Here is a 12,889-nt window from a genome sequence, read left to right as displayed (position 1 = left end):
AGGACACCACCCGATGTTCCGTCGCCCCTCAGTCCCGACTCGTCGTTCCTCCTCACCCCGTCTGGGGTGAGGAAGCGGTATCTTGCGCCGGCGCTTAACCTCTGTGAACGGCTCTCCCGAAATCGCACATCGGATGTGAGGGGGGATTCAGTTGCAACTGTCGGTTGTTCGTGCGCTGTGATCGGTGAGGATGAGGGGCGCGGCCCCTGGGGTGCGTGTTTTTGCATGCTGCCGGCACGGACTGACTCCACGGGGCGCGCCCCGTGGAGTCAGTCCGTGCCCGATGGCGCCGTCGTTGAGGCACCAATGACCGATCGCTACTGGCGGGTGGCGGCCGGTCGGAGGGCCTCGATTTCTTGCTGCAGGATCAGAGCTTCTAACCAGTTGTGGAGGTCGAACCCGTCTGCTCCGCCGCCGGCCGAGAAGTTACCGGCGCGGTTCAGCCAGGCCACGGCCTTGCACAGCCAGCGCTGGGCCTCGTCGGTGCGGCCGAGCCGCTGATGGGCGAGGGCGAGCCAGAGCCACGTCACGACCTGCGCGCCCGGCCGGGTGTCCGACCCGAGGCTGCGTTCCAGCAGGGGCACGGCCTCCGCCGGGCGGCCCGCGCGGTACCGCAACGCTCCTTGCTCGGTCAGCGACCAGAACGCGGCCCCGGAGCCTTTTAGCTCCGCGTCACTCGCCCGCGTGGGCCGCGCGATGTCGGGCACCGCGTCGGGCGCCAGGGTGCATGCGCGGGCGACGTGGTAGGACCGGACGTCCGCGGTCCCCGGCCGCCTGCCCAGGAGCCAGGCGCAGGTCTCGCGGTACCCGGCCGCGTCGCCGGCGAGCAGTTGCACGGCGGCGTACTCGAACCAGGCTTGGCCGAGGTCGGCCGGGGAAACGGCGGCCACGATCCCGTACTCTTCGGCCGCGACATGCCACTGTCGTGCGCCCGCCGCCGCCTGTGCCGACTTGACCGTCGGGAAGTCGCCCGCGGCCAGGCGGTTCAGGCTCGCCCACAGCGCCGCCCATCGCCGGCGCTCGTCCGGTTCCAGGCCACCGGACGCCGGCTCCCGGGTGGCCGCCAGCGCCTTGTCTCCCAGACGCATGTTGAAAACCCGAACCGCCGTGAGCCGTTCCTCGGAGCTTCCGCGTGCGTACTGGGCCGCCCAGGCGTTCCGGTCCTGGCGGAGCCACACGAGCGCCTGCTTCCGGAGTGCGGCCCGCTCTCGGGGGTCGCTCGGGGCGTCGTCACCCTCCCCGAGCCCCGCCCGGAGTGCGGCCCGTATGGCGTCGGCCCGGAGTCGGCTGCTGCCCTCGTCAGCCCGCGCCGGGTCGGCCGTAAAGGCCGCGACGTAGAGCCGGGCCGCGGCCGCAGGCAACCGCCTCCGGGCGCACAGCTCGGCGGCACGCAGGGCCTCTTCCGCCCCTAACGGGCGGTCGGTCCCGCGGGCGATTGCCGGCAGCCGCGCCTCGAGCGCCAGGAGCTGGTCGCACCGCTCGGCCACCCATGCGGCCTTGTAGTGCGCCGCCTGTTGTACGCGCGCCCCGCGACGCTTCAGGGGCGCCGGAAGCAATTCGAGGGCGCGTCGCGCGGCGTCGCGGGCTTCGGTCAGCTTGCCCTGGTCGAACAGGACCCACGCGAGTTCGGCGCGGACGTCGCCCTCATTCGGGGCGAGCCGGACCGCTTCCTGGCAGTGGCCCGCGGCGGCGTCGAGCCGGCCCAGCAGGTGGTCATTGTTCGCCGCGTTCAGGTGCGCCATGCCGTTGCCCGGGAACAGGCGAACGACCGTTCGCCAGTGTTCCGCGGCGGCGATCAGCCGGCCCTGAGATTCGAGCGCGCACCCGAGGTTGATCCACGCCGCGAGCGACCGGGGGCGGAGGGCCAGGGCTGTCCGGTAGTAACCGACCGCGTCGGCATCGCGCCGCGCGTCCAGTTCGAAGCCCAGCTCGAACGCGGTCCAGAAGTTGTCCGGGTTCGCCGCTTGCAGCCGCCGGAGGAACCCGATGTGGTCGCCGCCGACCTGGCGCAGCCGATCGGCCAGGGCGAGATGGATCTGCACCGCCCGGCGGTCGAATGGCGCGGCGCGGGCCAGCTCCGTAACGGCGCCGGCGTCCGTCCAGGCCCGCGGGTCCCGCGCCCGCTCGCGCCAGCCCGACCCCTCGTCCGCGTCCGTCAATCGTGCGACGGCCAAGAGCCAGGCGAGCCGGTCCGCATCGGTGGCACAGGTCGACCAGTGATCGAGGGCGCCGACGACCGCCCGGCGGATACCGGTCTCGCGCACCCGCGCGGCGACTTCCGCGGGCGGGTCGCCGACGGTCCCGAGGCCCGTTTCGCGGAACGCGGTTTCGTAGGCCCGGTCGGCGCCGGCCCGGTCGAACGTGTCGAACGCAGCCGTTCCCGCAGAATCGGCGTGCCTGGCCTGGAGGCCCTCCAGCCGTTCGGCCAGCTCCAACCCGCGCCCGGCCCGATCGAGCCGGGCGCGAAGGTGGGGCGGGCCGCGGCCGTCGAGCCGCGTCCCCGCCCGGTCGAGTGCGGCGCCGGCCCGGGGCCAGTCCGACTCGTCCAGCGCCCGTTCGGCTTCGGTGAGGTAGTCCGCCGCCGCCCGGGCGGTCGCCGCGCGGTCCGCGAGCACCCACCAGCCGCCGCCGAGCAGCGCGGCGGCGAGCAGGACCGCAACGCTCCCGCCGGCCGCACGGCCGGGGTGCCGCCGCACCCACTTCGCGAGCCGCTCCCCCGCGCCCGCGGGCCGGGCGAGGACGGGTTCGCCCTTCAAGAACCGGGTGAGGTCGGCCGCCAGGTCGGCCGCGGACGGGTACCGGCGTCGGGGGTCTTTGTGGAGGCACTTTAAGCAGATGGTCTCCAGGTCCCGCGGCACGCCGGCGTTGAGCCGGGACGGCGGGGCCGGGTCCTCGGCGATCACCTGCCGCTCGGTTTCGGCCGCGGTGTCCGCGCGGAACGGCGGGCGGCCGGTGAGGAGCTCGTACAGCACCGCGCCGAGGGCGTAGACGTCGACCGTCGGGTCGGCCGAGCCCGCCGTCCCGGCGGCCTGCTCGGGGGCCATGTAGCTGGGCGTGCCCATCCGCGCGCCGGTGCGGGTGAGGGCGGCGCCCGGGGCGAGCCGCCGGGCGAGGCCGAAGTCGCTGACCTTCGGGGTGCCGTCGGGCGTCAAGAGGATGTTGGCCGGTTTGAGGTCGCGGTGAACGATCCCCTTTGCGTGGGCCGCCTGCACCGCGCCGGCAAGAGTGGCCACGAGGGCGGCGGCCCGGTCGGCCGGCTGTGGGGCGCCGGCCAGCCGCTCGGCGAGCGTGCCGCCCTCCACCAGCTCCATCGTGAAGTAGGGCTGCCCGCCGTGTTCGCCGGCCTCGTGGATCGGGACGACGTTCGGGTGCCCGAGTTCGGCCAGCACCTCCGCCTCTCGCCGGAACCGGGCCGCTTCGCGCGGTCCGACGTGGGTCCCGCCGAGCAGCATCTTGACCGCGACCAGACGGTTCAGCCGGCGGTGGCGGGCGCGGTACACCACCCCCATGCCGCCCCGGCCCAGGACCGCCAGCACCTCATGCCCAGGGATCTGGGGCAGCCCGCCGCGGGCGGGCGGGGGCGTCGGGTCGGTGTCGGACGGGCTGTCGTCTGGAAAGAGCGCGTCGAGGTCCTCCCGGACGCGTTCGAGCTGCCCCAGCCGGGTCCGGACCGCTTCCGCAAACTCCGGGTGGTCCGCGCACACCTCTTCGACGGAGCGGCCGGACTCCAGCACCTCTTCGAGCAGCCGGGAGACGAGGGGGTGGTCGGACATGGAGTTTGGTCCTCGCCGCGCGGCCGGCGGTCAGGGCGGATCGGGGCCGGCGTTGTCGCGCGGGGGCCGCCGGAGGTCACTGAGCGACTGGGTCAGTAGAACGAGCGCGCGGTTGAGCCGTCGCTGAACCGTTTTGGTCGATATTTCCAGCAGGCCGGCGACCTCGGCGTGCGTCAGCCCCTGGATGCGCACGAGGCTCAGCGTCTCCTGCTCGTCCGCGGGCAGCGCCTCGATCGCCGCGAGGATGCGGCGGGCGTCCGGGCCGAGTTCGCCCCCGCTGCTGTCGAGGGCCGCAACCGCGTCCCCGGAAACGTCGGCCGCCGGTGGGCGCTCGTCGAGCCGGCGGGCTAGGTCGTTCAGCTCCCACCGGATGTGCTGGTTCGCCAGGCCGAAGAACTCCCGAACGGTGCGGGGCCGGGCCTCCCGCAGGGCCTTTAACAGCCGCTCGACGACCGCCCCGAGCAGGTCCTCGGTCTCCAGCCCGAGCGGGGGGCGGGCGAGCCGCGGGTACCGGCGGTACAGCAGCCCCGCGCACAGGCGGTGCAGCCGGCCGACGGCGCGGTCGAGCAGCGCCGAGACGACCGGACCCGCGTCGGTCGCCCCGGCCACCCCGTCGAGTTCATCCAGGTAGCCCTGGATGGCAGCGGTCGTCTGCCCGTTCATAGGCCGCCATTGTACCCGCGCCCCTCACGCAAACAAATCCCGACCGTCACACCCGAGCGTCTTAAATGCCTCACCCTTCACTCAGCGTGGGGCGTGGACACCTCTCGCTGTGGCACCGCGCGTGTCCACCCCCGCCGCTTTTCGGGAGTGATGGCCGTGAACGACCCGGCCGCGGACCGCAACCACGAGCCTCTTACAGCGTGGCTTTCGTCCGGTTCCGTTTGCGGGGAACGCGGGCGTGATTGCGGTGAGTTCCATTTCCTGGGCAGGAGCGATTGTGATGTCACTGATCGATGCGTGGGTGGCCCCGGCGGCCGGGCAGAAAATGGTAAAGCAACAGGTCGATCTCGGTCCACTCGGGTCGGACGAGGTGGAGGTTCAGGTCGAGCACTGCGGGCTGTGCCACTCGGACCTGTCCATGCTGAACAACGACTGGGGGTTCGCGCAGTACCCGGCGGTGCTCGGGCACGAGGCGGTGGGCCGGGTGGTGGAGGTGGGGACCGGGGCCAAGGGGCTGAAGGTCGGGCAGCGGGTCGGGATCGGGTGGACCGCCGGGAGCTGCATGCACTGCCGCCCGTGCAAGTCGGGCGATCAGCACCTGTGCGCCCAGGCCCAGCCCACCATCGCCGGGCACCGGGGCGGGTTCGCCAGCCGGGTCCGGTCCCACTGGGCGTGGGCGGTGCCGATCCCGGACGCGCTGCCGGCCGCCGACGCCGGGCCGCTGCTGTGCGGCGGGATCACCGTGTTCAACCCGATCATGATGCACGCCCGGCCGATGAGCCGGGTCGGGATCGTGGGCATCGGCGGGCTCGGGCACATGGGGGTCAAGTTCGCCGCCGCGTACGGGTGCGAGGTGACCGCGTTCACCTCCAGCGAGCGCAAGTTCGACGAGGCCCGCGGGTTCGGGGCGCACCGGGTGGTCGCCACCCGGGACCCGGGCGCCGTGCGCCAGTTGGCCGGGTCGCTGGACCTGTTGGTCGTCACCACCAACGTGGCGCTCGACTGGGACGCGATGCTCGGCACCCTGGCCCCGAACGGGCGGATGCACGTGGTGGGGGCGGTGCTGGAGCCGATCCCGGTGACCGTGTTCCCGCTCATCATGAAGCAGGGGTGCGTCTCCGCCTCGCCGACCGGCTCCCCGGTGGCGATCGAGGACATGCTGGCGTTCGCGGCCCGGCACCAAGTTCTACCGACCACCGAGCACTTCCCCATGAGCCAGATCAACACGGCGTTCGAGCGGTTGCACGAGGGCAAGGCCCGGTACCGCATCGTCCTCGACGCCGACTTCTGAGCCGGCACATCTCGGAGGCGCCGCTGGTGTTCGCCTCGATCGGTGCCCCGCGCCACGATCGCAAGGACATCGTCTTCGTAACCCCCCGCCGGACCGCCGGGGACGGTCGTCCGGCGCCGGGTGTGATACCAAATCCGATTGAAGAGTATCGGTGATTGGGAGCGCCACCCGCCGGCTGACACCGGCGGTTCGACCGCGGCTCGTCGAACCGCCGGTGTCAGCCGGCGGGTGCAACCGACGCACTGCCGAGTAGTTACTCTTCAAGCGGATTTGGTATGAGTACCGACTCCGAAAGAGGCCAAACATGAACGTGATCGAACATGGCAATACCGGTGCGACTGAATCGCTTGTGGAAGAATACGACCTCGTCGTGCTGGGCAGCGGGGAGGCGGGTAAGTACCTGGCCTGGGCGCTGGCGCCCGAGGGTAAGCGCGTGGCGGTGATCGAGCGGCAGTACGTTGGCGGCTCGTGCCCCAACATTGCCTGTCTGCCTAGCAAGAACGTCATCCACAGCGCGAAAATCGCATCGTACTTTCGCCGCGGCGCGGAGTTCGGCCTTCCGGTCGTCGATGCGCCGGTCGATATGGCCGCCGTCCGGGCGCGCAAGCGGGCGATGGTGGCCGGGCTGGTCGAGATGCACCAGCACAAGTTCCGGACCAGCGGGGCCGAACTGGTGATGGGTAACGGGACGTTCGTCGCGCCGAGGACGATTACGGTATCCCTCCACGGCGGCGGAACCCGGACGCTGCGGGGCGCGTCCGTGGTCATCAGCACCGGCTCGCGGGCGCGGGTGGACGACACACCCGGGTTGCGCGAGGCCGCCCCGCTGACCCACATTGAGGCCCTGGAACTGGACGCGACCCCGGAGCATCTCATCGTGCTCGGTGGCGGGTACGTCGGGCTCGAACTGGCCCAGGCGTTCCGACGGCTGGGGAGCGCGGTGACGGTCGTTGAGCGGAACTACGCGCTGATCCACCGCGAGGACCCGGACGTGACGGCGGCTGTCACCGAGCTGTTCCGTGACGAGGGAATCGAGGTCGTAACGGGTACGCGCGTTGAGGCGGTCGAAGGGCGGTCCGGCGCCGGCGTGCGGTTGAGCGTCTGCCGCGCCGGCGGTCGGACCCTGATCGAGGGGACGCACCTGCTTGTGGCCGGCGGGCGGACCCCGAACACCGACGGGATCGGGCTCGAAACGACCGGCGTCGCGGTGGAACCGAGCGGCCACGTTCGGGTGGACGAGCGGTTGCGGGCCACCGCGCCCGGCGTGTGGGCGGTCGGCGACTGCGCCGGCAGCCCGCACTTTACCCACGTCGCGCTCGACGACTTCCGGGTGGTCCGAGACGACCTCGTCGGGAGGGGCCGCGTTACCACCGGGCGGCAGGTTCCGTTCTGCCTGTTCACAGACCCCGAACTCGCTCGTGTGGGGCTCAGCGAGCGGGAGGCGCGGGAACGCGGCACCGGCTACCGGCTCGCCAAGATCCCGATGGAGGCCGTGCTGCGGACCCGAACCCTTTCCGAAACGCGGGGGTTCCTGAAGGCCCTGATCGGGGCGGACGATCGCGTGCTGGGGTTCGCGGCGTTCGGCCCGGGGGCCGGGGAGCTGCTCGCTCCCGTGCAGGTGGTGATGGCCGCGGGGCTGCCGTACACCGCCCTCCGCGACATGATTCTGACCCACCCGACCTTATCCGAGGGGCTGGGCGTCCTCTTCGGGGTAGTCCCAAGCCGCGCGTAGATGCTACCGGTGGCGGCCGAACTGATTCCCGTCGTTTCAAGTTCGCACCTTGGAGCGGTGCGCTGGTTCGGAGTATGGTCCGCTCACTCCGTGAGCGGTCGCTCCGCGTATCTGATCCGCTCCCGGTGTCATTCGCTCGGTCGTTGTGTGCAACGCGCATTCGAGGTGCCGAGCGACCGCTCACGGAGTGAGCGGACCACACTTCAGGCCCGAACTTGAAACGACGGGATTCGCAGTCCCGGGTGGTTTTGTTTTCGTGGCACAGACATTCCTGCCGGTGCGGCGCGAGGGGGCCGCACCGGGCGGTTCCTCGGTGGGTTGCTCTCCTGCCTTCGAGAAAGACAGCGGGCGCGCACGCGAACACCGTACCGCGACACACCAACCGGATGTGGTTCTGTGGTCGGTTTCCGAGTGTCTCGCCGCCCCGGCGCGGCCGAACCCGACATTAGCTAACGGCTGAATCGACGAACCGGGGCGCGATGCCCAGTTCGTGCAGCCGGCGGCGGAGCGTCAGCCGCGCGACCCCGAGAACCCGGGCCGCCCGCACCTGGTTGCCGCGGGTCAGCTCCATCACCATCGGCAGGAGGAACCGGTCCAGCTCCAGCCGCGCTTCTTCGAGCAGGTTCTCCGACCCGTCACTCAGGCGCCGGCGGACGAACTGGTGCAAATCGGCGCGCGCCGGCGGCTCGGAAGCCGGTGCCGCGCTCGGGCCGGCCATGTCGGCGAGCGCGCTCGGGAGCAGAACCGTTCCGGTGGTTCGGAGCAGCGCCTGCTTCAGCACGCTCTGCAACTCGCGCAGGTTCCCCGGCCAGGCGTACTGCGTCAAGCGGGCCAGCGCTTCGGCGCTGATGTCGCTCACCCGGCGCCCCAGCTCGCGGTTGAACCGGCCGAGGAAGTGGCGGACCAGGAGCGGTAGGTCTTCGGCCCGGTCGCGGAGCGGGGGCAGGCGCATCGTGAACACGCCGAGCCGGTAGTACAGGTCCGGCCGGAACGTGCCCGCCGCCGCCCGCGCCTTCAGGTCGCGGTGGGTGGCGGAGATGATCCGCACGTCCGTCCTGACGGTCTCCCCGCCGCCGACCCGCTCGAACGCTTGCTCCTGGAGCACCCGGAGCAGTTTCGACTGGAGCGCGAGCGGCATGTCCCCGATCTCGTCGAGGAACAGGGTGCCGCCGTCGCACTGCTCGAACCGTCCGATCCGGCGCCGGTCGGCGCCGGTGAACGCCCCCTTCTCGTGACCGAACAGTTCGCTTTCAAGCAACTGCTCTGGGATCGCCGCACAGTTCAGCGCGACGAACGGCCGCCCGGCCCGCCGGCTGTACTGGTGAACGGCCCGCGCCACCAGTTCCTTCCCGGTCCCGCTTTCGCCCGTGATGAGCACCGGTACGTCTTGCGGCGCGACCCGGCCGACCGCTTTGTAAACTTCCATCATTGCCGGGCACGACCCGATGATCGGGCCGGTACCCCCGTCGTCGGTCCCCGGGTCCGGGCGGGTATCGGGCTCGTGCACCCGGCCGGCCGCGTCGAGCGCCTCGTCGAGCGCCTTCTGAAGTTGCACCAGGTCCAAGGGTTTGAACACGCAGTCGGACGCGCCGCGTTTAATGGCCTCGATCACAACGCCCGCGGCCGCCGCCGGCGCCAGAAAGATGACCGGGACGCGCGTGTCGACACTGCGGATCGCGTCGAACGCGTCGAACCCGCCCCGTCCGGGGTGCTGGAGGTCGAGTAGGATCGCGTCCGGCGGTGTAGCGGTCACCCGCGCGAGACAGTCCGCAACCGACTGAGCGACCGCGACGTGGTGGGACGCGCGGAGGGCGCGCCGCACCGGTTCCGCGATCGAGCCCGGGGTGTCGTTCACCAACAGCACGTGCGCCACGCGTTTTCTCCCGTCTCGAATGTGCGCTCCCAAGATCACCGCGCGGAAGAACGTCGATGGCTTCCCTGGACCGCGGGCGCGGCTGAGCCGAGCCTGGGAACGGTTCCGTAGTCGCGCGCCGGGCCGCAGGGGCTTGAAGCCCCAACCGCCCCGCTCACTGTTGCTCAGCGTTTTCGCTCGCTGGTACTGAACTAAGCGGCGGGGGTAGACACTTTGAACGGATACGCGATCCGGGAGGTCATGCCTGTTTCTTGTGGAACGGACAGAAATGCTTGTGGCACAAAGACAAAAACCAAAGCGGGCGCCAACAACCGGGCGGCTTCCCGGTATCAAGCGCCCGCTGTGATTCTGTGTTCGGAATAAGAACCCCGTGAGGGACTCGCACCCCCGTCTCCACGGGTTATGAGATCAGGTGCCATACTCGTTAAACGAACGGGTCCGTGCGCACGCCGCGGGGAGCTTCGTGGGTGGGGCAACCACCTCAGCGCCGGCGCGCGGTAGTTTTCAGTGTGGTACCCGGTCTTCACACGCCCGCCGGTCACCCGCGCCACCCGCTCGTGCAGGTCGGTCGTTCGGTCCCGCTTCGCGAAGTTCAGGCCGGCACACGTCGGACACAGCGAGTCGTAAAGTGGTGAACGCGGTCGGGCGGCTGCTTGCACACGTTGCCACGCGCGGGCGGGGCGCGGCGGTTGTCTGTGTTCCAGAGCGCACCGCGGCGGTCGGCGTCGCGGTCCCGTCCAGCCAGCCGGTGCGGCTTGCGATTATGCATAGACGATCCGGCTGCGAGCCGCACCAGTTTCGCGAGAGGCGGTGGACGGTCACGGCCCCGCGCTGCGGGTTAGCGCGTGGAGCACGTCCCGTGCGATGCGGAGTTGGTCTGGGGCGGGAAGGGCATGGCGGTCAAGCCGCCACGACAACACCCGAGCCGGGGTAGGCGCGCCGCCGTTGCGGCGCGAGCGAACCGGCGGTTCGTGCCTTGAGGTTCGGTAGCGCCCGTGCGAATAATGGCCCGAAGCCGGTTCGTGCGACCAACCCACCAACGCGAGGCCCGCAATGCGGCGCAACGCCCTGTTTCTCGTTCCGATCGTGCTGCTCGCGCTCGCGGTGCTGTACCTCCGGTGGTCTGCCGGCGGCGGGAGCGCGGTGCCCGAACACTTCCCGGTACTCGAGCCCGCGGAACTCGGGTCCGTCGAGCCGCACGCCGGCGCGCCCGAAGAGGTGGCGACGTTCGGTTCGGGGTGCTTCTGGTGTACCGAAGCGGTGTTCGCACAGTTGAAGGGCGTCACGCGGGTCGAGTCCGGGTACAGCGGCGGGGCGGTGCCGAACCCGAGTTACGAGCAGGTGTGCTCCGGGCGCACCGGGCACGCCGAGGTGGTGCAGGTCACGTTCGACCCGAACCAGGTTTCGTACCCCGAGCTGCTGGAGGTGTTTTGGCGGTCGCACGACCCCACCACGCCGGACCGCCAGGGGAACGACCGCGGCCCGCAGTACCGGTCGGTGGTCTTCACGCACTCCGAACGCCAGAAGCGACTCGCGGAGCAGTACAAGCAGAAGATCGACGCGGCGCAGGTGTTCCGCGCGCCGGTGGTGACGGAGATCGTGCCGTTCACGGCGTTCTACCCGGCGGAGGCGGAGCACCAGAACTTTTTCGCGAACAACCCGCGCCAGGGGTACTGTCGCGCGGTCATCGGGCCGAAAGTCGAGAAACTGCGGCAGGTGTTCCGGGACCGGATGAAGGGCGGGTAGCGCGGGCCGGGATCGCGCGGCCCGCGGGCGGATCAGTTGTGGGGCGAACGAGCGTGCTGGGTGGCCCGGGCGAGGGCGGCGGGTGGGAACGGCTTGGGCAGAAATACGGAGCCCGGGACCGCGGGCTCCGTGTCCGTGAACCCGGACATGAACACGACCCGCACCGCGGGGAGCAGCTCCCGCGCCCGGGCCGCGACCCGGCCCCCGTCGGCCCCCGGCATCCGCACGTCGGTGACCAGCAGATCGAACGCGCCGCCGCCTTCGAGCAGCTTCAGCGCCTCGGCCCCGTCCGCGGCTTCGGTAACGTTGTACCCCTGCCCTTGGAGGATCAGGCGGGCGAGCGCACGCACCCCCGGCTCGTCCTCCGCGAGCAGCACCGTCCGGCTGGTGCCGGTCGGCGCCGGCGCCGGCGCCGGGCACCGCGGGAGGTCGATGTCGAATGTGGTGCCGCGCCCCGGTGCGGACTCGACCGCGATCCGGCCGCCGCACCGCTCCGCCACTTGTTTCACGGTTGTCAAACCCAACCCGGTGCCCACGTCCGGTCCTTTGGTGGTAAAAAACGGCTCGAAGATACGTTCCCGCACCTCGGGCGGCATCCCCGAGCCGGTGTCGGTGACCGCGACCCGCACCCAGTCGGCCCCCGCCCGCACCCGCAGCGCCAACCGGCCGCCTCCCGGCATCGCGTCCCGGGCGTTGGTGGCCAGGTTCAACAGCGCCTGCTCCAGTTCGCCGCGGTCGGCCAGAACGAACACCGGTTCGGCGGGCGTGTCCACGTCGGTCTCGATCGCCGGCCCCACGACCCGGGCCAGGATGGGCGCCAGGTCGGACGCGACGCGGCCCAGGTCCAGCGGCTCGCGCCCGGCGGCTTGGGGCCGAGCGAACGTGAGCAACTGGCGCACCAGCCACTGGCCGCGCTCGGCGGCGAACCGCACCTCGCCCACGAGCCGGGCCGCGTTCGGCCCCCGACCCGCCGGGCCGTCGAGCAGCGCCGCGCTGCCGCCGATGACGGTGAGGAGGTTGTTGAAGTCGTGCGCCACCCCGGCCGCCAGCCGCCCCACCGCCTCGAGCTTGGCCGCGTTGCGGAGCTGCTCCTCGAGCCGCCGCCGCTCGGTCGTGTCCCGGAGCACCGCGACCCGGTACTCGCACCCGTCGGGCGGCCCGGGCACCGGGACCACGTCCCACTCCACGCACACTTCTGTTCCGTCCTTGCGCCGGGCCGGCACCTCGAACCGCCCCGGGGCGTCGGACCGCAGCGCGGCGCGCACCTTCTCCCGGTCGGCTTCGCAATCTTCGGCGTACAGCATGCTCGGGCTCTGCCCGAGGGCCTCGTCGATTCCGTACCCGGTGAGCCTCTCGAACGCCGGGTTCGCGTACACGATCTGGAGCCCGACGACGGTCGGCCGCGCTGCGGTCACCAGCACCCCGTCGCGGGACGCGCCGAGCGCCGCGTCGAGCAGCCGGAGCCGGTCCCGGTGCTGCTGGTCGGCGCCGGGGCGGCGCTCGCGACTCGCCCGGTCGAAGGCGGCGCCGACGAGGGCGAGGGGAACGACCGCGCCCGTGACCGTCAGGTACGGGACGCCGGGCCCGGCCCACGCCGCGGTGAGCACGCAAACGGTTACGACCACGGACGCCCCGCGGAACGTCCGCCCGATCACCGGGTGCCAGCGCCCGGCCCGCGCGCACAGATGCGCCAGGGGCGCCAGGCCGGCGAGTACGAGGGCGAGGGCGGAGAGGTTCACGAACGAACTCCGAGCGGTGCCGCCGCGGCGGGTCGCGTCAGCGGGCGCCACGGCCGCGCGGCGCAATCGCCT

The 12,889-nt window shown here is 71.6% G+C and carries 7 protein-coding genes; 3 read left to right on the top strand and 4 right to left on the bottom strand.

The window, feature by feature from the left end; all coding sequences use genetic code 11:
• Positions 1 to 317 precede the first annotated feature (317 nt).
• Together GobsT_RS30460 and GobsT_RS30455 are read right to left on the bottom strand one after the other, a co-directional pair.
• Positions 318 to 3,773, bottom strand: a complete 3,456-nt coding sequence (locus GobsT_RS30460) for a protein kinase domain-containing protein (protein WP_109570761.1) — start codon at positions 3,771 to 3,773, stop codon at positions 318 to 320.
• Positions 3,774 to 3,803: 30 nt separating this feature from the next.
• On the bottom strand, positions 3,804 to 4,436 hold the full coding sequence (locus GobsT_RS30455; RefSeq protein WP_010052598.1) for an RNA polymerase sigma factor: 633 nt from the start codon (positions 4,434 to 4,436) through the stop codon (positions 3,804 to 3,806).
• 280 nt (positions 4,437 to 4,716) lie between these two features.
• Between GobsT_RS30455 and ahr the strand changes: the two genes are divergently transcribed.
• Together ahr and GobsT_RS30445 are read left to right on the top strand one after the other, a co-directional pair.
• Complete coding sequence (ahr, locus tag GobsT_RS30450) at positions 4,717 to 5,727, top strand: NADPH-dependent aldehyde reductase Ahr (RefSeq protein ID WP_109570762.1); 1,011 nt, start codon at positions 4,717 to 4,719, stop codon at positions 5,725 to 5,727.
• A 304-nt stretch (positions 5,728 to 6,031) separates the two neighbouring features.
• The gene (locus GobsT_RS30445) at positions 6,032 to 7,459 is read left to right on the top strand and encodes a dihydrolipoyl dehydrogenase family protein (RefSeq protein ID WP_010053189.1); all 1,428 of its coding nucleotides are present in this window, start codon (positions 6,032 to 6,034) and stop codon (positions 7,457 to 7,459) included.
• A gap of 445 nt (positions 7,460 to 7,904) precedes the next feature.
• Here GobsT_RS30445 and GobsT_RS30440 read toward each other — a convergent pair whose 3' ends face one another.
• Entirely contained in the window at positions 7,905 to 9,332 is a 1,428-nt protein-coding gene (locus GobsT_RS30440; RefSeq protein ID WP_010041221.1) for a sigma-54-dependent transcriptional regulator, read from the bottom strand.
• Between the two features lie 1,053 nt (positions 9,333 to 10,385).
• Here GobsT_RS30440 and msrA point away from each other — a divergent pair.
• Positions 10,386 to 11,078 carry a peptide-methionine (S)-S-oxide reductase MsrA gene (gene msrA / locus GobsT_RS30435; protein WP_010041223.1) on the top strand — a complete coding sequence of 231 codons (693 nt, stop codon included), beginning with the start codon at positions 10,386 to 10,388 and terminating at the stop codon, positions 11,076 to 11,078.
• 32 nt (positions 11,079 to 11,110) lie between these two features.
• Here the strand turns inward: msrA and GobsT_RS30430 are convergent, their stop codons facing one another.
• On the bottom strand, positions 11,111 to 12,817 hold the full coding sequence (locus GobsT_RS30430) for an ATP-binding response regulator (RefSeq protein ID WP_162097370.1): 1,707 nt from the start codon (positions 12,815 to 12,817) through the stop codon (positions 11,111 to 11,113).
• Positions 12,818 to 12,889 lie beyond the last annotated feature (72 nt).

Source organism: Gemmata obscuriglobus (genome assembly GCF_008065095.1).
GTDB classification, from domain to species: Bacteria; Planctomycetota; Planctomycetia; order Gemmatales; family Gemmataceae; genus Gemmata; species Gemmata obscuriglobus.
Note: the sequence above shows the minus strand (reverse complement) of the source record. Positions and strands in the feature narration are given on the sequence as shown.